29 protein-coding genes are annotated in these 25,216 nt (G+C 67.3%); 17 read left to right on the top strand and 12 right to left on the bottom strand.

Annotation, left to right across the window (positions count from 1 at the left end; translation table 11 throughout):
* Window positions 1-42: 42 nt before the first annotated feature.
* The 11 genes from L8F96_RS04800 to L8F96_RS04750 form a co-directional block, all read right to left on the bottom strand.
* On the bottom strand, window positions 43-936 hold the full coding sequence (locus tag L8F96_RS04800) for a flagellin N-terminal helical domain-containing protein (RefSeq protein ID WP_334655290.1): 894 nt from the start codon (window positions 934-936) through the stop codon (window positions 43-45).
* Complete coding sequence (gene flgK, locus L8F96_RS04795) at window positions 936-2,273, bottom strand: flagellar hook-associated protein FlgK (protein WP_334655289.1); 1,338 nt, start codon at window positions 2,271-2,273, stop codon at window positions 936-938. The genes L8F96_RS04800 and flgK overlap by 1 nt, the downstream gene beginning before the upstream one ends.
* A 14-nt stretch (window positions 2,274-2,287) precedes the next feature.
* Entirely contained in the window at window positions 2,288-2,668 is a 381-nt protein-coding gene (locus L8F96_RS04790) for a rod-binding protein (RefSeq protein ID WP_334655288.1), read from the bottom strand.
* On the bottom strand, window positions 2,665-3,771 hold the full coding sequence (locus L8F96_RS04785; protein ID WP_334655636.1) for a flagellar basal body P-ring protein FlgI: 1,107 nt from the start codon (window positions 3,769-3,771) through the stop codon (window positions 2,665-2,667). Before L8F96_RS04785 ends, L8F96_RS04790 begins: the two co-directional genes overlap by 4 nt.
* Window positions 3,772-3,776: 5 nt before the next feature.
* Entirely contained in the window at window positions 3,777-4,463 is a 687-nt protein-coding gene (locus L8F96_RS04780) for a flagellar basal body L-ring protein FlgH (RefSeq protein WP_296220254.1), read from the bottom strand.
* A 13-nt stretch (window positions 4,464-4,476) separates the two neighbouring features.
* Window positions 4,477-5,265, bottom strand: a complete 789-nt coding sequence (flgG, locus tag L8F96_RS04775; RefSeq protein WP_125944158.1) for a flagellar basal-body rod protein FlgG — start codon at window positions 5,263-5,265, stop codon at window positions 4,477-4,479.
* A gap of 29 nt (window positions 5,266-5,294) precedes the next feature.
* Window positions 5,295-6,047 carry a flagellar basal body rod protein FlgF gene (locus tag L8F96_RS04770; RefSeq protein WP_334655286.1) on the bottom strand — a complete coding sequence of 251 codons (753 nt, stop codon included), beginning with the start codon at window positions 6,045-6,047 and terminating at the stop codon, window positions 5,295-5,297.
* Window positions 6,048-6,118: 71 nt separating this feature from the next.
* Entirely contained in the window at window positions 6,119-7,363 is a 1,245-nt protein-coding gene (locus L8F96_RS04765) for a flagellar hook protein FlgE (RefSeq protein ID WP_334655284.1), read from the bottom strand.
* Window positions 7,364-7,403: 40 nt separating this feature from the next.
* Complete coding sequence (locus L8F96_RS04760) at window positions 7,404-8,078, bottom strand: flagellar hook assembly protein FlgD (RefSeq protein ID WP_046407773.1); 675 nt, start codon at window positions 8,076-8,078, stop codon at window positions 7,404-7,406.
* A gap of 3 nt (window positions 8,079-8,081) precedes the next feature.
* Window positions 8,082-8,492: a flagellar basal body rod protein FlgC gene (gene flgC, locus L8F96_RS04755; protein ID WP_046407775.1), complete on the bottom strand. Its 411-nt coding sequence runs from the start codon at window positions 8,490-8,492 to the stop codon at window positions 8,082-8,084.
* A gap of 3 nt (window positions 8,493-8,495) precedes the next feature.
* Window positions 8,496-8,834: a flagellar basal body rod protein FlgB gene (locus L8F96_RS04750; protein ID WP_046407777.1), complete on the bottom strand. Its 339-nt coding sequence runs from the start codon at window positions 8,832-8,834 to the stop codon at window positions 8,496-8,498.
* Between the two features lie 228 nt (window positions 8,835-9,062).
* Between L8F96_RS04750 and L8F96_RS04745 the strand changes: the two genes are divergently transcribed.
* The 10 genes from L8F96_RS04745 (at window position 9,063) to L8F96_RS04700 (ending at window position 16,652) form a co-directional block, all read left to right on the top strand.
* Entirely contained in the window at window positions 9,063-9,728 is a 666-nt protein-coding gene (locus tag L8F96_RS04745) for a motility protein A (protein WP_136450745.1), read from the top strand.
* On the top strand, window positions 9,725-10,243 hold the full coding sequence (locus tag L8F96_RS04740; RefSeq protein ID WP_334655279.1) for a flagellar motor protein MotB: 519 nt from the start codon (window positions 9,725-9,727) through the stop codon (window positions 10,241-10,243). Before L8F96_RS04745 ends, L8F96_RS04740 begins: the two co-directional genes overlap by 4 nt.
* Window positions 10,240-10,758, top strand: coding sequence for a flagella basal body P-ring formation protein FlgA (locus L8F96_RS04735; protein ID WP_231621856.1), 519 nt, complete (start codon window positions 10,240-10,242; stop codon window positions 10,756-10,758). Before L8F96_RS04740 ends, L8F96_RS04735 begins: the two co-directional genes overlap by 4 nt.
* Before the next feature lie 69 nt (window positions 10,759-10,827).
* Window positions 10,828-11,103: a flagellar biosynthesis anti-sigma factor FlgM gene (gene flgM, locus L8F96_RS04730; protein ID WP_334655278.1), complete on the top strand. Its 276-nt coding sequence runs from the start codon at window positions 10,828-10,830 to the stop codon at window positions 11,101-11,103.
* A complete protein-coding gene (locus tag L8F96_RS04725; RefSeq protein ID WP_046407784.1) occupies window positions 11,090-11,398 on the top strand; it encodes a hypothetical protein in 309 nt (102 codons plus the stop codon). Before flgM ends, L8F96_RS04725 begins: the two co-directional genes overlap by 14 nt.
* A 152-nt stretch (window positions 11,399-11,550) precedes the next feature.
* Window positions 11,551-12,420 (top strand): lytic transglycosylase domain-containing protein, encoded by an 870-nt coding sequence (locus L8F96_RS04720; RefSeq protein WP_125944163.1) that lies wholly within the window; start codon window positions 11,551-11,553, stop codon window positions 12,418-12,420.
* 5 nt (window positions 12,421-12,425) lie between these two features.
* Entirely contained in the window at window positions 12,426-14,525 is a 2,100-nt protein-coding gene (gene flhA, locus L8F96_RS04715; protein WP_294442336.1) for a flagellar biosynthesis protein FlhA, read from the top strand.
* A 5-nt stretch (window positions 14,526-14,530) separates the two neighbouring features.
* A complete protein-coding gene (locus tag L8F96_RS04710; RefSeq protein WP_082102724.1) occupies window positions 14,531-15,268 on the top strand; it encodes a sigma-70 family RNA polymerase sigma factor in 738 nt (245 codons plus the stop codon).
* A gap of 87 nt (window positions 15,269-15,355) precedes the next feature.
* Window positions 15,356-16,063 carry a guanitoxin biosynthesis heme-dependent pre-guanitoxin N-hydroxylase GntA gene (gntA, locus tag L8F96_RS04705; RefSeq protein WP_334655274.1) on the top strand — a complete coding sequence of 236 codons (708 nt, stop codon included), beginning with the start codon at window positions 15,356-15,358 and terminating at the stop codon, window positions 16,061-16,063.
* On the top strand, window positions 16,056-16,652 hold the full coding sequence (locus L8F96_RS04700; protein WP_334655272.1) for an urea carboxylase-associated family protein: 597 nt from the start codon (window positions 16,056-16,058) through the stop codon (window positions 16,650-16,652). The genes gntA and L8F96_RS04700 overlap by 8 nt, the downstream gene beginning before the upstream one ends.
* Window positions 16,653-16,938: 286 nt before the next feature.
* On the opposite strand, the gene L8F96_RS04695 is transcribed toward L8F96_RS04700, so the two are convergent.
* Window positions 16,939-17,814 (bottom strand): flagellin N-terminal helical domain-containing protein, encoded by an 876-nt coding sequence (locus L8F96_RS04695; RefSeq protein WP_334655271.1) that lies wholly within the window; start codon window positions 17,812-17,814, stop codon window positions 16,939-16,941.
* A 398-nt stretch (window positions 17,815-18,212) separates the two neighbouring features.
* Between L8F96_RS04695 and L8F96_RS04690 the strand changes: the two genes are divergently transcribed.
* From L8F96_RS04690 to L8F96_RS04660, 7 genes are all read left to right on the top strand, one after another.
* On the top strand, window positions 18,213-19,493 hold the full coding sequence (locus tag L8F96_RS04690) for a sigma-54 interaction domain-containing protein (RefSeq protein ID WP_145118195.1): 1,281 nt from the start codon (window positions 18,213-18,215) through the stop codon (window positions 19,491-19,493).
* Window positions 19,490-19,852: a flagellar hook-basal body complex protein FliE gene (gene fliE / locus L8F96_RS04685; RefSeq protein WP_125944169.1), complete on the top strand. Its 363-nt coding sequence runs from the start codon at window positions 19,490-19,492 to the stop codon at window positions 19,850-19,852. The genes L8F96_RS04690 and fliE overlap by 4 nt, the downstream gene beginning before the upstream one ends.
* 1 nt (window position 19,853) lies before the next feature.
* Window positions 19,854-21,572 carry a flagellar basal-body MS-ring/collar protein FliF gene (gene fliF / locus L8F96_RS04680; protein ID WP_046407797.1) on the top strand — a complete coding sequence of 573 codons (1,719 nt, stop codon included), beginning with the start codon at window positions 19,854-19,856 and terminating at the stop codon, window positions 21,570-21,572.
* Window positions 21,569-22,579: a flagellar motor switch protein FliG gene (gene fliG, locus L8F96_RS04675; protein ID WP_125944170.1), complete on the top strand. Its 1,011-nt coding sequence runs from the start codon at window positions 21,569-21,571 to the stop codon at window positions 22,577-22,579. Before fliF ends, fliG begins: the two co-directional genes overlap by 4 nt.
* Window positions 22,580-22,652: 73 nt before the next feature.
* Window positions 22,653-23,390, top strand: a complete 738-nt coding sequence (locus L8F96_RS04670) for a FliH/SctL family protein (RefSeq protein ID WP_334655267.1) — start codon at window positions 22,653-22,655, stop codon at window positions 23,388-23,390.
* Window positions 23,391-23,447: 57 nt separating this feature from the next.
* Complete coding sequence (locus L8F96_RS04665) at window positions 23,448-24,776, top strand: FliI/YscN family ATPase (RefSeq protein WP_334655265.1); 1,329 nt, start codon at window positions 23,448-23,450, stop codon at window positions 24,774-24,776.
* Window positions 24,769-25,185 (top strand): hypothetical protein, encoded by a 417-nt coding sequence (locus tag L8F96_RS04660; RefSeq protein ID WP_046407803.1) that lies wholly within the window; start codon window positions 24,769-24,771, stop codon window positions 25,183-25,185. The genes L8F96_RS04665 and L8F96_RS04660 overlap by 8 nt, the downstream gene beginning before the upstream one ends.
* The last annotated feature ends 31 nt before the right edge of the window (window positions 25,186-25,216 follow it).

Below are 25,216 nucleotides of genomic sequence, written 5' to 3'. Positions count from 1 at the left end.
ATTTCTTTACCGCAAAAATTGCCCCCGTGAGGAGCGGGCGGGTCAGCGCAGATAGTCGAAGAGCGACAGGCTGGAGAGCTTGGAGAAGCTCGCCTGAGTCGCCTGCAGGATCGTCATCGTCTTTTGCAGCTGGACGATCGTCTCGGTCGGATCGGCATCCTCGATATCGGTGCGCACCAGTTCGCGGTCGTCGGCGCTGGTCTTCAGCTGCGCGAGCTGCAGGTCGACGCGCACCTCGCGCGCGCCGAGCGACGTCTGCATCGCCGTCACCTGATCGCCGACCGTGCCGAGCGTATCGACCGCCTCGTCAGGGATCGGCTGGTCGCCGCGCAGCGCCGCGATGATCGCCGCCATCGCGGTGCCGAGGTCGTCGCCGTCCTTCACGCTAAGGAATTCGCGTGCGTTGACCGTCACCTCGACGCTCTGGCCGTCGCCGATCGGGATCGCTGCCGCCTTGCCATCGGCAAAGGTCAGCGCGCCGGCGGCGCCCGGCGTGACGGCGGTGCCGTCATCCTTGCCGCCGAACAGCGGGAGGCCGCGGGCATCCTTGCCGTTCGCCAGCGCGACGATCGATTCCATGATGCTGTCGAGCTCGGTCGCGATCACTTGCTTGGCGGCGGGCGAATTGGTGCCATTGCGGCCCTGGATCACCAGTTCGGAGGCACGTTGCAGCCGCTCGGTCATCGAGGACAGGTTGGTGCCGGCCTGTTGGAGCGTCGCCTGGGCGAGCTTCACATTGGCGGCGTCCTGCGTGCCATCGGCGTTGGCGCGGTTGATCACCTGCAACCGCTGGTAGCCGACGCTGTCGTCCGAGGGCGCGAGCAGTTTCTTGCCGGTCGCCACCTGTTCGTTGAGCCGGTCGAAGTCCGCCTGCAATTTCTGCATCGACGCGGTCGAGCGGTTGTAGAACAGGTTGGTGGAAAGATTGACGCTCATCAGCGGATATCCAGCAAGGTCTGGAACGTGTCGCGGGCGATCGAGATGACTCGGCTGGACGCCTGATACGCTTGTTGGAAGCGGAGGAGGTCGACTGCCTCGCGATCGAGATCGACACCCGAGATCGCGTCGCGCGCGGCAATCGCGCCGTCGTGGATCGCGCCCTGCGCCTCCGCGACGACACCGCGCGCCTGGATCGCCGCGGCATTGGTCGAGACCATGTTGCCGATCGTGCCTTCGAAGCGCGCGCTGGTGCGCAAATTCTCCAGCGCGGCGAGATTGGCGTTGCCGCGCGTCCCCTCATCCGGTGCCGCCGCGGCGATCCCGCGCGGGTCGGTCATCGTCATGGCGATGTCGGCGGGCGAGTCGCCGACGGTGAACAGCGGCGCACCGGCGGCATTGTCGAGCGTGCGGCCGCCCGCCTGCACCGCGTTGACGCCGGCGACAAACTGGGTGGCGAGCTCGGAAAGCTCGATCCGCGCGCCTGCGATCCGCTGCGCCCCGTCGGCTATTCCGCCGAGCGCGCCGCCCTGCGGGGCCAGCACCGACACGGTGTCGCCATTGGTGACGGCAAAGGCGACGGTGCCTTGCGCGTTGCGCGCGTAGCTGACGGTCGCGACCTGATTGCCGCTCACCAGCGTCGTGCCCGCGCCGCCCCCGGCGCGCACGGTGGCGCGGCCGGCCGCGTCATAGGTGGCGGTGACGTCGACGAGGCCGCTCATCTGTTCGAGGATGGCGTCGCGCTGGTCGGCGAGATTGACGGCGGCGTTGGTGTTGGGCGTGACCCGGCTCAGCCCGTCATTCACCTTGGCGAGCGCGGCCGCCAGGCTGTTGAGATTGGCGACGGCGCCATCGGCGGTCGCGTCCAGTTCCGCCGTGGCGTTGGCGAGCGCGACGCCAGTGGCGGTGAAGGAGGCGGCGAGAGCGCTGGCCTGTTCCAGCATCACCGCGCGCGGCGCGGTGGCGGTCGGATCGGCGGCGACGCCCTTGACGGCATTGAAGAAGGCGGTGAGGCGGCCCTCCAGGCCGGCGCCGGTCAGCGACGACTGGATCCGGTCCATCCACACGCCGCCAGCCTCGGTCCGGGCAAGATCGGCGCCGGCGGTGCGCACGGCGGCGGCCTTGAACTGGTCGGCGGCGCGGGTGACGCCAGTGACGAAGACGCCGTGGCCGGTCGCGCGGCCCGTCGTTCCCGACGCGCTGCTGATCTCCGTCGTCGTGATTGTCCGGCGCGAATAGCCCGTGACCCCGGCGTTGGCGATGTTCTCCGACACCACGCCAAGGGCGGTCTGATTCGCGCGGACGCCCGATGCGCCGATGGAAAGAAGGTCGCTCACGCGGGCCTTGTGGATCAGTCGTGGTTAAGGGGCGGTTGAGGCGGGGGCGCCGGTTCCGCATCTTTTTGGCCGACGTTCTGATTTTCGGCGCTTGTTGCCGAAAGGCCACGCGACAGGAATTCGGTCATCGCCTTGCCGATGCCGAGCGGCGTGTGCTGCGCCATCTGCTGCACCATTTTCTGGTCCTGCATGTCGCGGAAGGTGTCGATGGCCTGGCTGTCGAACAATGGCTCGGCAAGCTTCGCCGCGCGCATCGATTTCAGCATCATGCCGGTGAACACCGCCTCGAACTGCTGCCCGGCGGCCTTCAGGTTTTCGCTGGACGCCTCGCGCTTCAGCCCCGAGTCGATGCCCGTGGTGCCGGAGATGCGGCCGATCTGAACGGGCCCGGTCACAGGACGATCAACTCGGCCTTGAGCGCGCCGGCTTCCTTCAGCGCCTCGAGAATGGCGACAAGATCGGCCGGCGAGGCGCCGATCGCGTTCACTGCCTTGACGATGTCGGCGAGCTTGGGGCCCGGGGCGAGGAGGAACATCGGGCGATGCTCCTCATCCACCGCGACACCCGATTTCTGTTCGCGCGCGGTCTGGCCCTGGCTGAAGGGCGCGGGCTGGCTGATGCGCTGGTTCTCGTCGATCCGGACCGTCAGCTTGCCGTGCGTGACGGCGGCGGGGCCGACGCGGACCGCGGAGTTGATGACCACGGTGCCCGAGCGGGCGTTGACGATGACCTTGGCCGGGGGCTCGGCAGCGGTGACGTCGAGATTCTCGATCGTCGACATGAGCGTCGCGCGCACGTCGGCGCCGACCGGCGCGCGTACCGCGACCGACACCGCGTCGACTGCCTGCGCCACGCCGAAGCCGAGCCGCTGGTTGATCGCCGCGGCGACATTCTGCGCGGTGGTGAAGTCGGCGCGCTGCAGATTGAAGGTGAGATTGGGCGAATCGGCAAAGCCGGTGGCAACCGCGCGCTCGACGGTGGCGCCCTCCGGGATACGGCCGGTGGAGGGCGTGTTGACGACGATCTGCGAGCCGTCCTTGCCCTCTGCGCCGAGCCCGCCGACCGCGAGATTGCCCTGCGCCATGGCGTAGATCTGACCATCGGCACCAAGCAGCGGTGCCATGATGAGGCTGCCGCCGCGCAAGCTCTTCGCCTTGCCCATCGAGGAGACGGTAATGTCGATCCGCTGGCCGGGCTTGGCAAAGGCGGGCAGCTCGGCAGTGATCATCACCACTGCGGCATTCTTCAGCCCCTGGTTCGCATTGGGCGGCAGTTGCAGGCCGAAGCGCGATGCGACCGCCTTCATTGACTGCACGGTATATTCGAGATTGTCGTCGCCCGTGCCGGGCAGGCCGACGACGACGCCATAGCCGGTGAGCTGGTTCGAGCGGATGCCCTGGAAGCCGCCGAGATCCTTGATCCGGTCGGCGGTAGCGGGCGCCGCGACGCACAGCGCCGCGATCAGCAGCGCAGGAAGGGCGAGGAGGGTGCGGAACATGATCATCAGAAGGGGCTCACGACCTGGAAGAAGCGGCTGAGCCAGCCCTGCCGCCCGGCGCGCGCGACATCGCCCTTGCCGGTGTAGGCGATCTGGGCGTCGGCGACGCGGGTCGACGCCACGCGATTGTCGCGGTCCACGTCGGCGGTGCGCACCAGCCCCTTGATCTGGATGAATTCGTCGCCGCGGTTGAGCGTCACGCGCTTCTGCCCCTGAACCAGCATCGTGCCGTTGGGATAGACCTGCGCCACGGTGACCGAGATTTCGCCCGAGAGCGAATTGGCCTGGCCGGCGGTACCGGTGCCGGCGAAATTGCGGTTGCCGCTGGCGCTGGCGTCCGTGGTGTTGAACAGGTTCAGCGGGCCGGTGGTCGGCGGGGTGATGCCGAAGCCGCCGCCCGAATCGAGCTTCGAGGTCGAGGACTTGGACGCCGCGGTCCGCTCCACCAGGACGATCGTCAGCGGATCGCCGACGCGGCGTGCGCGCCAGCCCTCATGCAGCGCGGCATAGCCATCCGCCGCCTGGAAGATCGCGCCTGTCGCCGGGGCCGGCGCCGAAGCGACGGGCAGGGGGTGGACGGCGGTGAAATCCTCTGCCGGTGCCTTCTTGCCGAACAGGCCGGCGTGGGCAGGCGCGGCGAGAAGCGCCAAAGTGCCGAATGCGGTGGCGAGCGGGAGCGTGCGCGACGTCATGGCCGGTCAGTCCTCAGATGTTCTGATTGACGTATTTGAGCATTTCGTCGGTGGCCGAGATCATCTTGGAATTGACCTCATAGGCGCGCTGAGTCTCGATCATGTCGACCAGCTCCTCGACGACGTTGACGTTGCTCGCCTCCAGCATGCCCTGGCGGATCTTCCCGCGGCCGTCCTCGCCCGGAACGCCCATGTTGGCGGTGCCCGATGCGGCGGTTTCGACGAGGTAATTGTCGCCGATCGACTGGAGCCCGGCGGTGTTGGGGAAGCTGGCGACCTGGATCTGCCCGAGGTTCGATGCCTCCGCCTGGCCCGGGATCGTCGCCGACACCGTGCCGTCCATGCCGATGGTGATCGCGGTGGCATTTTCGGGCACGTTGATGCCCGGCATCACCTGATACCCCTCCGACGTGACCAGCAGGCCTTCGGGCGAGCGCGAGAAATTGCCGGCGCGAGTGTAGCCAAGCTGTCCGCCGGGCAGCTGCACCTGGAAATAGCCATCGCCGTCGAGCGCCATGTCGAGGCTGTTGCCGGTAGTGGCGAGCGAGCCCTGTGTGTCGATGCGGGCGGTGCTCTGCACGCGAACGCCGGTGCCGAGGTTGAGGCCGGTGGCGTAGCGCGTTTCCTGCGTCGACTGCGCACCGGGCGCGGTGATCACCTGATAGCTCAGCGTTTCGAACGCCGCGCGATCACGCTTGTACCCGGTGGTGTTCACGTTCGCGAGGTTGTTCGAGATCACCCGCATGCGCGTATCCTGAGCGTCGAGCCCGGTGCGCGCGATGTGCATGGCGGCGGTGGTCATGGTCTAGTTCCTTCTAATCGCGCGCGGGCTTAGCTCGGCATCCGCATGACGGAGGCGGCGCCTTCGTCCATGGTCTTGGCTTCCTTCAGCAGGTTCGCCTGGACCTCGTAGCTGCGCTGGTTCTCGATCATGTCGACGAGTACCTGGGTCATGTTGACGTTGCTTTGTTCGAGCGTGCCGGACGCGATCTTGGCGTCCATATTCTCCGGCAGCACGCCGCCCCCGCGCACGTGCATCAGATTGTCGAGGCCCTTCACCGTCGACGAGCCGCGGTCCGACACCAGCTTCAGCTTGTCGATCACGGTGACTTCGGCGGCGGCCCCGCCCTGCGGCACGATCGAGATCGAGCCGTCCGACCCGATCGAGAGCGAAGTGTACGGCGGGATGGTGATGGGGCCCCCCGCCCCCATCACCAGGTAACCGTCGCCCGTCTGCAGCGTGCCCGATGCAGTGACGGTCAAGTCCCCGCGGCGCGTATAGGCTTCGGTACCGTCGGGCGCCTGTACCGTCAGCCAGGTGTCGGCATCGGTCAGCGCCACGTCGAGATTGCGACCCGTCTGGATCATCGCGCCGACGCTGCGGTCGGCATCGGTGACTTCCTGCGCGGCCGGCGCGCGCGCATCGAAGCGTGCGCCGCCGCCCTTCAGTTCGATCCGGTCGAACACCACGCGATCGGCACGAAAGCCGGTCGTGGAGGCATTTGCCATGTTGTTGGCGATGGCGGCCTGCGCCGCCATGTGCGCCTTGAGGCCCGTCGCCGCCGTATAGACCAGCTTGTCCATGGTTCGATCGATCCAAAGGTGTTCCGTCCACGCCGAAGCGCAAACGGAACACAGCAAGAGTCAGGCCAGAATCACGCGCGGATGTTGAAGATCGTCTGCGAGATCTGGCTGGAGGTATCGAGCGCCTTGGCGTTCGCCTGGAAGTTGCGCTGCGCAGCGATCAGCTCGACCAGCTCCTCGGTAATGTCGACGTTCGATCCCTCGATCGTGCCCGACATCAGCTTGCCGAAGCCGTTCTCGTTCGCGGCGCCCATCGTTGCCGTGCCGGAAAGGCCGCTCGCGCTCCAATATTGCCCGCCGGTCTGGCGCAGGCCCGTCGGGTTGACGAAGTTCGCCAGTGCGACCTTGCCCAGCTTCACCGCGTCGCCGTTGGAATAGCTGGCGGTGATGATGCCGCTGTTGTCGACGGTGATGCCGGCGAATTCGCCGGGCGCGGCGCCGTTCTGCGCGCGCGAAGCGACGCTGAACGGCTGCTTTCCGGCGGTGGTGCCGGTCAGGTCGAAGCTGATCGGCGCGCGGGTCGCGTCGCCAGCGTCGGGGAAGGCGAGCGAGAAGGTGCCGCTGCCCAGCAGATTGCCGCTCGAATCAAAGGCGATGTCGGTGCCGCCCTCGTTCAGTTCGACGTCGCCGACGAAGCTGTGGACGGTCCATTCGCTCGCGGTGCTGGTCGCATTGGCCGGTGCCTTGCGCACGAAATAGTTGGTCAGCGTCTGCGGATTGCCGGCCGCGTCATAGATGGTGGTGGTGGTCGCGCTGCCGTAGCTGGCCGGATTGGTACGGTTGAACTCGACGTCCGACGCGGCGGCGCCGGCGTTCAGATTGGCCTTCAGCGACAGCTTGCTGGTCGCGATCGCCGGGCCGCTGCTGTCGGGAACGCGCACGTCGATCAGCGTGCCGGCGCCGGGCACGGTGCCGTCCGTCTCGACCGCATAGGCCTGCAGGCGGCTGCCCTGCGCATCGGTGATGAAGCGGTTGGGATCGACGCCGAAGCTGCCGTTGCGGGTGTAGGCGATGGTGGTGCCGCCGGGCGCGGTCGTCTTGACCGGGAAGAAGCCGTCACCGGCGATCGCGAGGTCGAGCGACGAGCCGGTCGTCACCAGGCTGCCCGCGCCGAACATCTGCTTGTTCTGCGCCAGCGCGGCGCCCGAGCCGGTCAGGCGGCGCGGATCGCTGGTGAAGTTCGATGCCATGATGTCGGTGAATTCGCTGCGGCTCTTCTTGAAGCCGTTGGTCGAGACGTTGGCGAGGTTGTGCGAGATGGTCGACATGTCGGTCTGCGCAGCCTGGAGGCCGGAAAGCGAAGTGTAGAAGGACATGAGGGAAGCTCCTGGAACGTGGGATAGGTGAGGGGAGAGGTCAGCCGATCTGGCGAACGGCGGTGGCGGGAACCTCACCGATCCCCGGCAAGGTGAGGACGGCAGCGCCGCTGGTGGTCGAAACGGAGGTGACGGGCGCCCAGACGAGGCTGTTGGCGGCGACCGAGCGGCTGCCGTCATTGGCGCTGATGCTGACGGTGAACGGGCCGGCGCCCGCATCCGCGCCGGCGGCGGTCTTGCCGTCCCAGTCGTAGCTGACGGTGCCTGCCTTTTGCGCGCCGAGATCGGCGCTGTGCAGCAGCTGGCCGTTGGCATCCGAGATCGCGACGGTAACGTTGCTGGCATCGGCGCCCAGCTCGATCGCGCCCGCGATACCGCCCGAGGCGCGGCCGTAAGCGACATTGCCCGGCGTCAGCACGGTGCGCCCGACATAGCTGACCGCATCCTGCATGCTGGTCGCGCCCAGCTTGTCGGCGATCGCCTTCAGCGTGGAACCCATTTCGGTGATGCCGGCGAGCGAGGAGAATTGCGCCATCTGCGCAACCATCTGCGTATTGTCGACCGGATCGAACGGATCCTGGTTCTTCATCTGCGCGGTCATCAGCTTCAGGAAATCGGCCTGGCCCATCGTCGGGGACTTGGCCGCGTTCTTTGCCGCCGTGTTCGCGGTGCTGAGGCCGAGGTTGCCGATTGTGGCGTCGAAGGAGGTCGCCATCTATCAGCGCCCCAGCTTCAGCGTGTCGACGATCAACGACTTGGCGGTGTTCATCACCTCGACGTTGTTCTGGTAGCTGCGCGCGGTCTCCATCATGTCGACCAGCTCGCGCGTTTCATCGACCGCCGACTGGTAAACAAAGCCGTCGGCATCAGCCATCGGGTTGTTGGGATCGCGGATCTTGATCGGGTCCTCACCGGCGGTGACGACGCGTTCCACGTTGACGGTAGCCATGCCGCTCGCCTGATCGAACTGTGTCCGGAACACCGGCTTCATGCTGCGATAGGCGGTTTCCGACGAGCCGGTCACCGCGCCGGCATTGGCGAGGTTCGAGGCGGTCGTGTTCATCCGCACGAGCTGCGCGGACATTGCGCGGCCAGCGACCTGGAAGATCGATAGAGGCTGGTTCGCCATGGGTTATTCTCCCTTCAGCGCGCGGGTGAGCTGGTTGATGCGGCCGTTCAGGAACGACAGCGTGGTCTGATACTGGACGGCGTTTTCGGCGAAGGCGGTCTGCTCCTTGCTGAGCTCGACCGTGTTGCCGTCCATCGAGGGCGAGTCGGGCGTGCGGTACAGTGTCGCCTGCTCGACGCCGCCCTGCCGCTCCACCGAGGCGAGCGCCTTGGTGAAATCGATGTCCTTCGCCTTGAAGTTCGGCGTGGAGGCGTTGGCGATGTTGGAGGCGAGCACGTTCATGCGCTGCGCCCGCACCTCGAGCGCCGCGCCATGAACCCCGAAAAGACTGCCGTTGGCCATGGGCCTGAAATCTCCTGCACGTGCCTGTGCGCGCAGTGTCCCAGCAAGGTGTGTGCCACTTCGCCTTGCCGGCAGAGCGCCACCCGCCAGCAAGGCGCGGGCGGCAAGATGTTGCCGGGCGGCCGGCAAGGTTGCCGGGTGGCGGCGGTGAGCCGGCGCGATTGCCGTATCAACAAGGACTTGGCCCGTGGGCGACGGAACTGGCCCGGCGCTTGCGTAGGCGCGGGGATGAACTTTGGTGCCTTCCTCGATCCAACAGCGCTTGCCATCGTGGGCGGCGGCACGGTGGCGTCGGCCATCCTGCGCAGCCCGCTGCGCGATGTGGGCCGCGCGATCGTCGCGCTGCGCGCTTTGCCGCGTCGCCCGTTCAGCGCCGATCCGCTGATCGAGCAGATCGGAGCGTTCAGCCGGATCGCGAAGCGGCACGGGGTCCTCGCGCTGGACCGATCGGTCATTGCCGACCCCGATGTTGCGGCGGCGATCGCCGATATCGTTGACGGGCACGGCCCGGCGCAGGTCGCCGCACGGCTGCACTATCTGCGTCGCGCGCGGATCGAGCGTCACGTGTCGGTTGCCGACATCTGGGCCGGCATGGCGGAAGCCGCGCCGTCGATGGGGATGGTCGGAACGTTGGTCGGGCTGGTCGCGATGTTCGTGCAGATGACCGATCCGCAAGCGATCGGTGGGGCGATGGCGGTGGCGCTGCTGGCGACGCTCTATGGCGCGTTGCTGGGCAATCTAGTCGCGCTGCCGATTGCCGCGCGGCTGCGGACGGCGGCGCGGATCGAGGGGTTCGAGCGCCAGCGGCTGGAGGCGCCGCTCGTCGCGCTGGCCGCGCGCGAGGAGCCGCAGCCGGTCAGCTTCTCGCCCGCGCGGCGGAGCGAGGCGGCATGACGACAGCCGAAGACTTTCCCGTTGCGGCGGCGCATCGGCCATTGTGGCTGATCACGCTGGCGGACCTCGCGCTGCTGCTGGTCGGCTTCTTCGTGCTGCTCCACGCCAATCAGAGTCTGGACCGCGCCGCGCTGATGCAGGCGGTGCGGGCTGCCTTTGGCGAGCCGGCCGCGGCGCCAAGGCCAGATCCATTGCCGCTGGCGGCCGCCGGCATGTTCAACTTCGCACCCGGTTCTGCGCGCCTGCCGGCGGCGCCGGGCAGCCTTGTTGCCTGGGCTGAAGAAGCGGCGCGTGACCCGCGTGTCACGCTGCGCATCACGGGCGCGGTCGACGGGTCACCCGCCGATGTCGATCGCGCGACCGGCAGTGCTGCGGTGCTTGCCGCCGATCGCGCGCGCGCCGTCGCGGCCGCGCTTGCCCCGGTGGCGAATGGCCGCATCATCATCCTGACCGCCGACCGGCCATCGCGCCGGCAGGTCGTCGTTACCTTGTCCCTTACCGGAGAATCCATGTGATCGCGCTCGTCCTGGCGCTCGCTGCGCCTGCCACCGCCACTGCCCATCAGGATACGACCGCACTCGACAAGGCGGTCGCCGCCTTTGCCGGCAAGTCGATCGGCGAGGATGGCGGCCCGCGTGCCGCGATCGACCCGCGGCTGCGGCTGAAGCAATGTTCCACCGTGGCGCTGTCCTGGCGCACCGATGCGCATGATGCCGTGGTGGTGTCGTGCGCCGCGCCGGAATGGCGGCTGTTCGTGCCGATCCGCATGCCCGCCGGCGCGACGGTAGTGACCCGGCCGGGGGGCGCCGCCGCGGCGCCGGCCGCGATGGCGGAAAAGGTCATCAAGCGCGGCGATCCTTTGGTGATCGAGGCGGGATCCGACGGCTTTTCGATCACGCGCGAGGGCATCGCCATGGCCGACGCGGCAGAGGGCCAGCGCCTGATGGTGCGAATCGATGGCGGCAAGATGCCGGTGCAGGCAGTGGCCGTTGCCGCTGGTCGCGCGACCCTGCCCGGATGGGTGGAGTGAAAAAAATCCTAAAGGTGCCTGGCTGCCGGCCGTTTATGCCGGTGGGATCGAGGTGCAACGGGGATTTTTATGGTCGAACCGATCGGGACAAGACCGCGCGACCGCATCGCCGGCGTGTCGCGCGTTGCGACGCCGGCGGCCGCCGCCGGCGTGACGAAACAGCCGCAGGCCGCGCCGACGCCGACCGTGGCGGCGCAGCTGTCGGCCAGCGCGCCGGTCGATGTGGAGCGCGTCGCCAAGATCAAGGAAGCGATTGCCAAAGGCACGTTTCCGCTTTCCCCCTCCACCATCGCCGACGCGCTGATCGCCGCCCGCTACGAATGGATGTCGAATGACAAGGCGTGATGCCCTTATCCGCGTGATCGACACGCTGCACGGCGAGATCGCCGCGCTGAAGGCGAACAATGTCGCCGAGCTGGAAAAGGCGACCTCGGCAAAGCTGACCGCGATCGAGACGCTGCGGGGTCTGGGCGAGGGGCCCGCGGGGCCGGAGCTTCGCGACCTGGCCGACGAGGCCAACCGGCTCAACGACACCTGCCGGATTTACGTGAACCTGATGGCGGCCAATGTGCGCCGTCGCCTGCAGCTCCTCACCGGTGAGGACAGCAATTCCTATCGTCGGGCGCCGGCCTACGCCTGACCTGTCATCGTTCTGTGGTGCGGGCGGCGTTCGGGCCGCGCAGCACCTGTTTGCCGTTCGACCTGGCCTGCCCCTGATTCCCCGCTGACGCGCACGCCTTCTGGCACACTCCTTGCTGATCGTTCCTGCGAACAGGGAATGTTTCAGCACCGATGACCGTCAACGCTCTTAATGCCGCCGCTGGGCGGGTGCAGACCGCGATCCAGCGCGCCGCTGCCAAGACCGGGATCGATTTCGATTACCTGCTTGGCCAGGCGAAGGTGGAAAGCGGCTTCAACGCATCGGCGCGTGCCCGCACCTCGTCGGCGAGCGGCCTGTATCAGTTCATCGAGCAGAGCTGGCTGGCGGTGGTGAAGAACCATGGTGCGGAGCATGGCATGGGCTGGGCCGCGGACGGCATCCAGCGCAATGGCGCCGGCCGGCTGACGGTGAGCGATCCCGGCCTGCGCCGCGCGATCCTCGACCTGCGCAACAACCCCGAAGCCGCGTCGCTGATGGCGGCCGAACATGCGTCCGACAACAAGGATGCGCTGGAGGCGAGCCTTGGCCGCGAGGCGACCGGCACTGACCTCTACATGGCGCATTTCCTGGGGCTGGGCGGCGCCAAGCAGTTCCTGAAGGCAATGCAGGTATCGCCCGATCGCACCGCGGCGAGCATGTTCCCCGCCGCGGCCGGCGCGAACCGCAACGTGTTCTTCAACCGTGACGGCTCCGCCCGCTCGCTGTCCGACGTGTACGAGCGGTTCGGCGCGAAGCTGGGCGACGGGGCGGGGCCTGCCGGCAGCACCGGCAATGCCGGCAATTCGTTGCCGCGTCTGCAATTTGCCGCCCAGATGCTCGACATGGAGGGGGCGACGGTGATCACCGGCGCGAACCAGTCCGCATCCGACGCGATGACCTGGGCCAATGCCGCCATGGGCCGGACCGCCAATCAGGCATCCGCGCAGGCAGCCAACCTGCTGCGCCCGTCGCCGGACAATGCGCGGCTGGCGTACATGATGCTCGCGAGCATGGGGGGCTGACCTAAGTGAAGCTGCTCGCCAATTCACGCCAGGTGGCGCTGCCCGCCGCGATCCTGCTGCTGGTGCTCGTGATGGTCGTGCCGATCCCGGCCTTCCTCCTCGACATCTTCTTCGTCGCCAATATCGCGATCAGCTTGGCCGTGCTGATGGTCGCGCTGAACGCGCAGAAGCCGCTCGACTTCTCGTCCTTTCCGACGGTGCTGCTGTTCGCGACGCTGTTTCGCCTGGGCCTCAACGTCGCGTCGACGCGCGTCGTGCTGGTGCACGGACATGAGGGCGAGGCGGCGGCCGGCCATGTCATCGAGGCGTTCGGCAGCTTCCTGATCGGCGGCGACTATATCGTCGGCATCTTCGTCTTCGCGATCCTGATGATCATCAATTTGATCGTGGTGACCAAGGGTGCTGGCCGCGTGTCCGAAGTGTCGGCGCGCTTCACGCTGGATGCGTTGCCCGGCAAGCAGATGGCGATCGACGCCGATCTCAACGCCGGCCTGATGACGCCCGACGAAGCGAAGAAGCGCCGCATCGAGGTGTCCACCGAGGCGGATTTCTACGGCTCGATGGATGGTTCGTCGAAGTTCGTGAAGGGCGACGCGATTGCCGCGATCCTGATCCTTGCGGCGAACATCATCGGCGGGTTGATCCTAGGCCCCGTCAGCCACGGGCTGTCGATCGCCGAAGCGGCCAAGACCTATACGCTGCTCGCGATCGGTGACGCGCTGGTCGCGCAGCTGCCGGCGCTGATGCTGTCGATCGCTGCCGCCGCGATCGTGACCCGCGTGTCGAGCGAGAAGGATCTTGCCGGCCAGATCGGCAGCCAATTCGGTAGCCCGCGCACCTGGACGCCGGTGGCCGGCATCCTTGGCCTGTTGGGCGTCATGCCGGGCATGCCGCACCTCATTCTGCTGCCCGCCGCCGCGATCGCCGGCTTCACCGCGTGGAAGCTGCACAAGATCGCGCAGCGCCCGGCGCCCATCGAGGAAGTCGCCGCGCCCGAGCCGGTCGACCAGTCGCGCATCGGCTGGGAGGAAGTGACCGACGGCATGATGGTCAATCTCGACATTGGCTATGGCCTCGTGCCGCTGGTCGATGAGCGCAAGGGCGCGCCGCTGATGGGCCGGATCACTGGCGTGCGCCGGCAGCTGTCGAAGGAACTCGGCTTCGTCGTGCCGCAGGTGAAGGTGCGCGACGACATCAACCTCGCTCCCTACACCTATCGCCTCCTCGTGGGCGGCGTGGTCGTCGGCGAGGATCAGGTGTCGCCGGACGAGATGCTGGCGCTCGACACCGGCACCGGCTTCGGCGAGTTGCAGGGCAAGAAGGCGAAGGACCCCACCTTTGGCCTCGACGCGACGTGGATCGCGCCGGGTGATGCCGATGCCGCGACCGGCGCGGGTTACCTGGTGGTCGATAGCGGCACCGTGATCGCGACGCACCTAAACCACGCGCTGGGCGCCAATGCCGCCGACCTGCTGGGCGCGGACGAGGTGCAGGCGCTGCTCGATGGGCTGAAGGAGCGCAACCCGCAGCTCGTCGCCTCGATGGTGCCGCAGCCGCTGTCGCTCACCACGCTGACCAGCGTGCTGAAGGCGCTGCTGAACGAAGGCATCACGCTGAAGGAATTCCGCCGTATCGCCTCTGCCGTCGCAGTCGTGGCGCAGCGCACGCAGGATGCCGAGGAAATCGTCGAGCTGATCCGCCCGGAACTGGGCCCGCTGATCATCCAGAAATTGTGCGGCGTGCGCGAGCCGCTGCGCGTGATGACGCTGGAAGGCGGCCTCGAGGGCCTGCTTGGCCAGGCGATGCGGTCCGACCCGTCGCGCCGCCATGTCGTCGAGCCCGAGCTCGGCCGCCGCATTGTCGATGCGCTGCAGCGCGCCGCCCAGCCGATGATCGCCGAGGCCAAGCCCTTCGCACTCGTCGTGCAGCCCGCGATCCGCGTCGCGATCCGCAAGTTGGTCAAAACCTGTCTGCCGGATACCCCCGTCATGAGCTTCTTCGAAGTCCCCGAGGACAAGGCCGTCGAGGTCGTCGCCGTGATCGGCGCGAATGACACGCATCCTGCAATTGGTGCGGGCCAGCCCCAGATGGCGGTGGCGGCGTGAGCGCGATGCCGATGGCCGCAGCCTTCGCCGAGGCGATGCCGCTGACCTATTCGCCGCGGCAGCGCGCGCGCGATGAAGGGGCATTGGTGCGCGAGCACCTCCCGCTCGTCCGCCGGCTGGCGTGGCATGTCCATGGCAGCGTTTCGACCGCGATCGAGGTGGAGGATCTGGTGCAGACCGGGCTGGTCGCGCTGGTCGAGGCGGCGGGATCGTTCGAGGATCGCGGGCAGGTGACGTTCAAGCAATATCTTACCACCCGGCTGCGCGGGGCGATGATCGACGAGCTTCGCCGCCACGCCGCGATGACGCGCGGGGCGATCAAGCGGCGGCGCGACTATGCCCGCACGGTGCAGACGCTGACCGGCGAGCTTGGTCGCCCACCCAAGGATGACGAGACGGCAAAGCGGCTGGGGGTGACGGTGGAGAAGCTTCGGCTGGATTACGCCGCCGCGGAGGCGGTGAAGTTCGAATCGATCGACGACGTTTATGTCGACGACCAGCCCTGGTTCGCCAGCGATGAGCCCAACGCGTTCGACCAGCTCGCCGAGGGGCAGCAGCGCGAGCGGCTGATTGCGGCGATCGCGGCGTTGCCGGAACGCGAACAGCTGGTGATCCAGCTTTATCATGTCGAGGAATTGAACCTCGACGAGATCGGCGAAGTGCTCGGTGTCGGCGCCGCGCGGGTGTGCCAGATCAAGAGCGCGGCACACGCGCGGCTGAAGAAGACGCTGCTGCGCGGCTGAGGGAAGGAGCCGCCACGAGGCGGATCTTGATCGATATCAAGCGGTTCGCCGGGAACACTCCCGCCGGGCTGAGCGTATCTCGGGCCCATGCCTCAGCCCGCTACACCGTTGTTTCCCTGGCGCCACGAGGATCAGGATCGATTCGAGCGCCTGCTTCAGGTCCATGTCGAGGATCGGCTATTTCCCTGCGTCGGTGCCAAGGCGGCGCTGGCCAAGGGGACGCTGAACGTCCTGGCCTGCAACCGCATCGACAGCGGGTGGGACGACCTGCGCATCCATGATGGTCTGTTGCGCTTTGCCTCCGCCTATCGCGAGGAGCCGGCACTGTTCCGCAGCTTTGCCGTGGTGTTCAACGGCCCCGAGGATCTCGACGAGCCGGCGTTCGAGCAGGCGCTGTGGGATCGCGTGCAATCCTTGTCTGACAAGGACGTGTGGCGCGGCCAGGAATATGACCATCGCGTCAGCCATGATCCGGAGGACCCGCATTTCTCGCTGAGCTTCGGCGGCGAGGCGTTCTTCGTCGTCGGACTTCACCCCCATGCCAGCCGCCCCGCCCGCCGCTTTGCCAAGCCGGCGCTGGTGTTCAACCTGCACGACCAGTTCGAGATCCTGCGCGCCGAGGGCCGGTACGAGGGGATGCGCGAGAAGATCCTGGTGCGCGACGAGGCGCTGGCCGGATCGCGCAACCCGATGCTGGCGCGCCACGGCACCGCCAGCGAGGCGCGGCAATATAGCGGGCGGGTGGTCGATGACGCCTGGGCCTGCCCTTTCCACTATCGCGGTGCTGATGACTGAAGCGACACGGATTCCCGAACGAAGCGGCACGGCCTTTCGCCTCGACAAGGGCGCCATCCTCGAAGTGATCGACCCGATGGGAGTGCAGGTGTCCGACCTGCTCGCCTTCAACGCCGATGACGTGGGGGAGGCGATCTCGTCCGGGCGGACGTTCGATTATGCCGAGACGATCTATCTGACGACCGGCCACACGCTCTATTCGAACCGTTCGCGGCCCATGCTGGAGATCGTCGCGGACGATGTCGGCCGCCACGATTTCCTGCTGACGCCGTGCAGCTACGACACGTTTCGGCATTTCTATCCCGACAAGCCGCTGCACCGCGGCTGCTTCGGCAATCTCGCCGCAGCGCTGGCGCCCTATGGCGTGACCGAGGACATGATCCCGTGTGCGTTCAACTGCTTCATGAACGTGCCGGTCAACGGCGAGACGGGAAAGCTCGAGGTGTTGCCGCCGATCAGCAAGGCCGGCGACAAGATCGTGTTCCGCGCGGCGATGGACCTCGTCATCGGCCTGACCGCCTGTTCGGCCTATTCGTCCAACGGCGGCAGCTTCAAGCCGATCGACTATCGGGTGATCGCGGAGGCCTGACCCGGCCGCGAGTCATCCCGGACATGTGCGGGACACCGCACGACCGTCATCCCGGACTTGATCCGGGATCCCGCTTCTTCTTCTCGACCGTCGCACAGATAGCGGGACCCCGGATCAAGTCCGGGGTGACGATGCTTTATATACGGGCGCCAGCTTTCCTTCCCATCCGCTCCACACGCCGAAAACCCGGCGGCACGCGGCCACCGGGTTCCTCCGTCTGTCTCTGCTACGCTGAGCGGAGCGGCACCGACACCCATTTGGGGGCGATGCCGGTGCCGCCGACGGATTAGCCGAGAAGCTTCATCACGCCCTGCTGCGACTGGTTCGCCTGAGCCAGCATCGCGGTGGACGCCTGCGACAGGATCTGCGCCTTGGCGAGGTTGGTCGATTCGGCCGAGAAGTCGGCGTCTTCGATCCGGCTGCGTGCGTCGGAGAGGTTGGTTGAGTTAGTCGTCATGTTGTTGACAGCCGATTCAAGCTGGCTCTGCGAGGCGCCAAGGCTTGCACGAACCGTAGCGATCGCACCAAGTGCAACGTCAATCGTACCAGCGCCGGTGCCGGAGGTCGTACCATCACCGAGAACAGTGTCAGCGCTGAAGCCCGTAGCCGACAGGTCAAGCTTGCCTGTGCCAGAAACCAGCGAAACCACCTCCGACAGGCCGCCCTTCTTCAGCGTGACCGTATCGTCCTTCGTTGCGCCGACCTGAATTTTAACGTCATCGCCACCAGTTGCTGCATCTTTGGTCTTGTCGAACAAGGCGACGCCATTGAACTTGGTGTTTTCAATGATGCTGGTGACCTGCGTCTGCAGAGCGTCGACTTCCTTCTGCATGTTGCTCTTGTCGTCGGCGCTGTAGGTGCCCGACGCTGCCTGCGTAGCAAGCTCACGCATGCGCTGCAGCATGTTGCCGACTTCATCCAGCGCGCCCTCTGCCGACTGCGCCATCGAAATGCCGTCGTTGGCGTTGCGGATGCCCTGGTTCATGCCGCGGATCTGCGCGGTCATCGAGCTGGCGATGGCGAGGCCGGCGGCGTCGTCCTTGGCCGAGTTGATGCGCTTGCCGGTCGAGAGGCGCTCCATGGCGGTCGAGAGAGCCGACTGCGCCTTGTTCGAAGCGTTGCTGGCGCGCAGCGACGAGATGTTGCTGTTGATCACGGTCATCGTACGTTCCTTTGTGGTTACGACCGCCCCGCCGCCCCCAGAGCGGAGGGCCGAGCCGTCGCCATACGAAACGGCCAAGGCACGGAAGCTTTTAGAACTTTTTTGCAGGCCATCGGGACGGCGGGAAATGCGGCGCGCGCGCTCTGACGATCGGGGGCGATTGCCGGCAGCCGGCAAGAGTTGGCCGGCATTCCGGCAAGGCGGCAAGCGGCTGCCAGAGCCGCCTTCCTCGCGCGCGGGTCCGGGCAGGAGCGCGCCCGTTTGGGTGCGCGCGGCGCGTTCGGGCGCATTTGCGCGCGCGATGCGCACCCGGAAAAATTCTGCCGGCCGGCTGCCGGCTCAAGAGGTCGTTAACCAACTAATGCCTAGAGACAGGATCATTCCGTGGGGGAAAAGTTTTGCGCTCGATCGTTCCGTCCGCTGCTGTTGCCGATACGCATGTCACGCTGGTTTCCTCGCTTCGCGCGCAGGGCTTTGTCGTTGCCGCGCCGTCCGGGCGCCCGCAGCCGGATACTGCGTGGCTGGTGGCCGAGGGCGAGGCCTCTCCCGTGCCGGCGCGCACCGTCATCCTGTCGCGCGGCGCGCCGCAGGTGACGCCGTTTCGCGATGGTGCGCCGGCGCGGCTGCGGTTCGATCATGCCGATTCGGTGGTCGGCAATGCCTTTGCCCGCGCACTGGCGGGCGGCCCCGAGCTTCCCACCGCCGCCGATCCCGAGACGCTGGCGCTGTTCGCGCTGGCCGAGCGCGTTGCCGCTGCCGACATCACGGTCCTGATCAACGGGCCGACCGGTACCGGCAAGGAAGTGCTGGCGCGTGCGATCCATCGCAACTCGGGGCGCGCGGACGGCCCGTTCATTGCGATCAATTGCGCCGCGCTGCCCGAAACCATGCTGGAAGCGATGCTGTTCGGCCATGTGAAGGGCAGCTACACGGGCGCCTCATCGGGGGGCGAGGGCTTCTTCCGCGCGGCCAATGGCGGCACGATCGTGCTCGACGAAATCGCCGAGATGCCGCTGCCGCTACAGGCCAAGCTGCTGCGTGTCCTGCAGGAGCGCGAAGTCGTTCCGATCGGCGCGACGCATCCGGTGCCGATCGACGTGCGCGTCGTCGCCTGCGCCAACCGCGACCTTCAGGAAGAGGTGGCCGCCGGCCGCTTCCGCGCCGACCTTTACTACCGCCTGTCGGTGTTTCCGCTCACCACGCGGGCGCTGGCGGATCGTGCGCAGGACGTGCCCGCGCTCGCCGCGACGATGATCCTGCGTCATGCCGGCGTTCGCGCCGTGGTTCCCTGGCCCTCACATGAGGCGATCGCCAAGCTGGTCGCGCATGACTGGCCCGGCAACGTCCGCGAGCTCGAGAATGTCATCCAGCGCGCCCTGCTGTTCTGCGGTGGCGAGACGATCGAGGCCGATCACATCGTGTTCGATCGCGCCAGCGCGCCGCGCCCGTTCGTCTTTGCCGATGAGCCTGCGGCACCGGGCGCCACGACGCTCGGGTCGGTCGTTCAGCTGTCCGAATTTGCCGCGATCCGCGAGACTTTGAAGGCGTGCGGCGGAAATCGTATCGAAACTGCCCGCCGCCTCGGCATTTCGGAACGAACCTTGCGTTACCGTCTCGCGAAGGCGCGCGAGCAGGGTGAAGAAATTGCCGCGCCGCATGATCGGAGACTGACGGCATGAGCGGTGTTGGTGGTGTAGGCGGGGTCGACCGGGTGATGGCGCTGCGTGCCCAGATCCTGGAGCGCAACGCTGCGCTGAGCCGGGCGAATGCGACCGTCGCGGTGGCGGAGAGCGCGCCCGCTTCCGGCGCGCAGCAGGCGGGAAGTTTTGCCGCGACGATGGAAAGCGCGCTGCAATCGGTGAACGCGCAGTCGCAGAAATCCTCCGCGCTGACCGAAGCCTATGAGCGTGGCGAGACGGTCGACATCGCCAAGGTGATGCTTGCCCGGCAGGAGGCCTCGGTCGGCTTCGAGGCGACGCTGCAAGTCCGCAACAAGATCCTGTCCGCGTACAAGGACATCATGAGCATGCCGGTCTGATATGGCTAACGCACTTGCCCCTACGAACCCCGGCCAGCCGAACTCGGTGATCCCGGAGCGCTTCGCGAACCCGCTGAAGCAGATCCAGGGCGTGTTCGCACAGCCCGCGGTGCGCCGTGCCGGCCCGATGGCGCTGATGGTCAGCCTGATCGGCGCCTCGGCGCTGGCATGGTCGGCGCTGTCCACGCCGCCGCAGAAGATGCTCTATTCGGGGCTGCCGGACGCCGACAAGGCGGCCGTCACCCAGGCGCTGTCCGCGGCGAGCATTACCAGCCACATCGACGAAGCGACCGATGCGGTGACGGTGAACGAGGAGGATTATTCCCGCGCGCGCCTGCTGCTGGCGGGCCAGGGCCTGCCCAAGGCAGCGCCGGGCGGCTACGCTATCCTCGATCAGTTGCCGATGGGCGTCAGCCGCGCCGTCGAGGGCGAGCGGCTGCGCCAGGCGCGCGAAACGGAGCTGGCGCGATCGATCCAGGAGATCGATGTCGTGACCGAGGCGCGCGTTCATCTGGCGATGCCGGAATCCAGCGTGTTCGTGCGCGACAATGCCCAGCCTTCGGCCTCCGTGGTGGTGAAGCTGCAGGGCGGCCGTGCGTTGAGCGAGGCGCAGGTGCAGTCGATCATCAACCTCGTCGCCTCATCGGTGCCGGGCATGAAGCCCGAGGCGGTGACCATCGTCGACCAGATGGGCGGCCTGCTCTCCAAGCCCGGCGGCATGGGGCAGAGCGGCACCGAGCAGCGGATCGCGCTGCAGCGGCAGGTGGAGGAAAAGTACCGCACGCAGTTGATCCAGCTGCTGACGCCGCTGGTGGGCGCCGGCAACTTCACCGCCGAGGTGCAGGCCGACGTCAACATGGACGAGACGTCCGCGACCCGCGAAAGCTACGAGAAGGAAGGCGCGCTGCGCGCCGAAACCGGCAATTGGACGGGCAACCAGGCGCCCGACAGCCAAGCACCCGGCGGTATCCCCGGCGCGCTGAGCAACACGCCGCCGCCCGCCGCAGCATTGCAGCAGCCGCAGGCCGCGACGGGCGCGAACGGTCAGCCCGTCGCCCCGGGCCAGCCGGTCGCTGGCGGCCCGGCGCCCAATCCGAACAAGCAGTCCGATCAGTTCGCCCGCTCCTACGATCTCGGCCGCGAAGTATCGGTGACGCGGGCGGCGCCGGGCGGGGTCAAGCGCCTGTCGGTAGCGGTGCTGCTGCGCGAGCCTGAACAGGGCAAGCGCACCGCGATGGAGATCAACCAGATCACCCAGTTGGTCCGCTCCGCGGTTGGCTATGATCAGGGGCGCAATGATCAGGTGACGGTGATCAGCCGCAAGTTCGCCGGTGAAGGCGAGGGCGCCAGCGATGGTCCCGCCTGGTACGACAATAGCTGGATGCCGGTGATTGCGCGCAACGTGACCGCGATCCTGATCGCGCTGCTGGTCCTGCTGCTGGGCGTGCGCCCGCTCGCCAAGGCGCTGATGAAGAAGAAGGAAGAGGCGGAGGCACCGTCGCGCGCGATGCTTGCCGCGGGCGGCGAGGGCAGCGGTGACGGCATGGAGGGCACGATTGGCGCCGCCGAGATCGCCGTGGCACCGCCGGTGACGCTGGACGAAATCGAGGCGAGCCGCAATTACGACGAGCGGATCGGCAAGGTTCGCGGCTTCACCCGCGACAATCCGGCGCGCGCTGCGCTGGCGGTGCGTGACATGATGAAGGCGACCGCGCAGTGAGCGAGATCGCGCTGCGCACTTTTACCGGTACCGAACGTGCCGCGGTGCTGATGATGCTGGTGGGCGAGGAGGAGGCCGCGGCGATCCTCCAGAAGCTCGAGCCCGACGAGGTGCGCGAGCTGGGCCGTGCGATGTACACCGTCGCCGATGTCAGCGAGGCGGACGTCGAGGGCGTGCTGGACGATTTCGTCGGGCGCGCGCGTGAGCGGACCGGCATCACCTTCGACCCCAAGCCCAAGATCGAGGCGGTGATGCACCGCGCGCTGGGTCAGGAGAAGGCGGAAAGCGTGCTGGCGCGCATTACCCCGCCGGAAGCGGCATGCGAGATCGAGCTGCTCGACTGGCTGGACGCGACGGACATCGCGGCGATGATCGAAAAGGAGCACCCGCAGGTCTGCGCCTTGCTGATCGCCAACCTTGATCCGGCGGTCGGGGCGCAGGTGCTGGAATTGCTGCCCGACGCGGCGCAACCCGAGATCCTGCACCGGATCGCCAAGCTTGGCCCGATCACGCCGGAAGCGGTCGAGACGCTGAAGACGATGATCGGCAGCCGCGCGGTGAGCGCTGCGCAGGGCACGCAGGTGAAGCTGGGCGGTACGCGCGAGGCGGCGAAGATCCTGCAGGGTGCACGCAAGGCGACCGAGCAGCGCGTCATGCCCAAGCTGTTCAAGCTGGACAAGGAAACCGCACGGGCGATCGAGGAGGCAATGTTCGTCTTCGACAATCTGCTCGACATGGACGACAAGAATTTGGGCACGCTGATCCGCAACATCGACAGCGACATCCTGACCCGCGCGTTGAAGGGCGTGGATGAGGCGGCGCGCAACCGCTTCCTCGGCTGCATGTCTGCCCGTGCGGCCGACGGCATCCGCGACGAGATGGAAGCGCGTGGCCCGATGCGCCTGTCGGAAGTGCTCGATGCGCAGAAGGCGATCATCGCCATCGCCCGCACGCTCGCCAAGGATGGCACGATCATGATGGGTGGGGGCGAGGACGATTATGTCTGAGGCAGCCAGGTCGGGGACGGCCACGTCGGGGACAACCACATCGGGGACAGCCACGTCGGGGACAGGGGCCAATGTGTTCGTCGCCGGCTTCGCGCCGCGCCAGGATGATGCCGCGCTTCGCCTGCAGAGGGTGTTTGCCGAACGCGCGCCGGGCTTCTCGCCCGGTGACATGATCGCGCGGATCGAGGAGGCGTTCTGCGCCTCGTCGCAACCGCATGGCATGGCGGATGGGGCAGAGGATCACGCCGAGGCAGCGGCTGCTGAGGCTCTGGACGAAACGGCGCACATCGATCCGGTCGTCGCCGCGATGGCGGACGTGCCGATGATCGATCGGCTGGCAGAGGCGCATCAGGCCGGTTTCGATGCCGGCTATGCTGCTGCGCGGGCCGAATATGCCGCGTCGGTCGAGCGTGACTCGGCGCTGGTGCAGGGGATCCTTGCGGCGCTTCGATCTGATCAGCGCGTCGATCGCGAGCGGACCGCCGCGCAGCTGCGCCAGACGGTGTTGCACCTTGTCAGCGGGCTGATCGACCAGGTCGGCATTTCGGGCGATCTGCTCGCCCGGCGGGTGGAAGCGGCGTCGGATCTGCTGGCCGACCAGTCGGAAAGCGCCATCCTGCGCGTGCACCCGGACGATGTCGCGCTGCTGGACGGACGCCTTCCCGACACGATCTTTTCCGTCGGTGACGCGTCGCTTGGGCGCGGGTCTTTCGTGCTCGAGGCGGCTTCCACCATTGTCGAGGATGGCCCTGACCTGTGGCTCGAACAGTTGACCAGCACGCTCGAGAAGGTTGCCGTTCCCGCGCTCTGACCCGTCCGCTCGCTGGCAGCGACCATTTGGACGGGCCGCTTTTTTCCAGGATAGTAGATGCTCCACCGCTTCACTGCCGATTATCTGGAATCGCTGGGCAATGCCGATTTCCGGCCTGCGCCGAAGGTCGCGGGGCGGCTGGCGTCCTATGACGGCCTTTTGATGGAGGCGGTCGGGCTGACGCTGCCGGTCGGCACGGTCTGCCGCATCGGTGATGCGGGTGTCGGTGTGGAGGCGGAGGTAATCGGCTTTCGCAATGGCCGCACCCTTCTGATGAACCTTGGCGGCCCCGCCGCGCTGCTGCCGCAGATGCCGGTGCGCCCGACCGGCGCGCCGGGCGAGGCGGAAGTGGGCGAGGCGCTGCTCGGCCGGGTGGTCGACGGCGCGGGCAATCCGATCGACGGGCTGGGTCCTATCCGCGGCGCCGGCCGCTGGCCGCTGGCCGGCAAGCTCCAGTCGCCGCTCGATCGTGGCCGCGTGCTCGAGCCGCTGGATGTCGGCGTGCGCGCGATCAACGGGCTTCTCACCATCGGCAAGGGCCAGCGTGTCGGCATCATGGCGGGCTCGGGGGTCGGCAAGTCGGTGCTGCTGGGCATGATGGTGCGGGCGGCCAAGGCGGACGTGATCGTCATCGGCCTGATCGGCGAGCGCAGCCGCGAAGTTGCCGACTTCCTGGAAACCAAGGTCGCGGGCGAGGCGCGCCAGCGTTCGGTGGTCGTCGCGGTGCCGGCCAATCATTCCCCGGTGCTGCGCATCCGTGGCGCCCTTCGCGCGACTGCGATTGCGGAGGCGTTTCGTGACGAGGGCAAGAACGTGCTCCTCATCATGGATTCGCTGACCCGTGTGGCGCATGCCGGGCGTGAGATCGGGCTCGCGCTGGGCGAGCCGGCGTCGGCGCGCGGCTATCCGCCGTCGGCGATCGCGATGCTGCCGAACCTGATCGAGCGCGCCGGGACCGATGTGAACACCGGCGGTGCGATCACCGCGATCTACACGGTGCTGGCCGATGGCGATGACGGCAATGATCCGGTGGTCGATTCCGCGCGTTCGATCCTCGACGGCCATATTGTGTTGAGCCGCGCGCTGGCCGAACATGCCGTCTATCCCGCGATCGACGTGTCCAAATCGGTCAGCCGCGTGATGACCGACATTGCGGCGAAGTCGCATGTTCAGGCCGCGCGCGTTCTGCGCCGGCATTTGGCGACCTATGAGGAGAATCGCGATCTGGTGCTGATGGGGGCCTATCGCGCTGGCGCCGATCCCGCGATCGATGCGGCGATCGCCTATCACCCGGCAGTGATGGAGTTCATCCGGCAGGATTCTGACGCCAGCGTCTCGCTGGACGATGCGGTGACCGAGCTGACCGGCGTCTTCGGCGATGGATAACAAGAAGCTCCAGCGCCTCCACCGCGTGCGCACGCTGCAACTGGGCATGGCGCGGGCGGCGGAAAGCCGTGCGCATGAGCAGGTCGCGAGCGAGACCGCGCTGTCGCAGCGGATCGCACAGCTCGCCTCCGCCGTGGCGCCGGGAGAAGGGCCGGGCGCTGCCGTCTCCTTTGCGGCGATGGCGCATTATCGCGAGAAGCTGCACCGCAATGCCGAGGTGATCGAGAACCGCGTGCGGACGGCGGCGGCGGAAGCGGACCGCGCGAGCGAAGCCACGCGATCGGCGAAGCGCGACCAGAGTGCGGTCGAAAAATTGATCGCGCGTGGCGAGGCAGAGGCGGCGCTGCGCGCCATCCGGGCGCTGCAAGATGCGCCTCCGACGCGCAAGGTTCGGCACGATCCTTGCTGATCATTAGGTCGGTTCTTCACGACGAGTGACC

Source organism: Sphingomonas panaciterrae, from assembly GCF_036890205.1.
Lineage (GTDB): Bacteria > Pseudomonadota > Alphaproteobacteria > Sphingomonadales > Sphingomonadaceae > Sphingomonas > Sphingomonas panaciterrae.
This window is presented reverse-complemented; position numbering and strand designations above follow the sequence as displayed.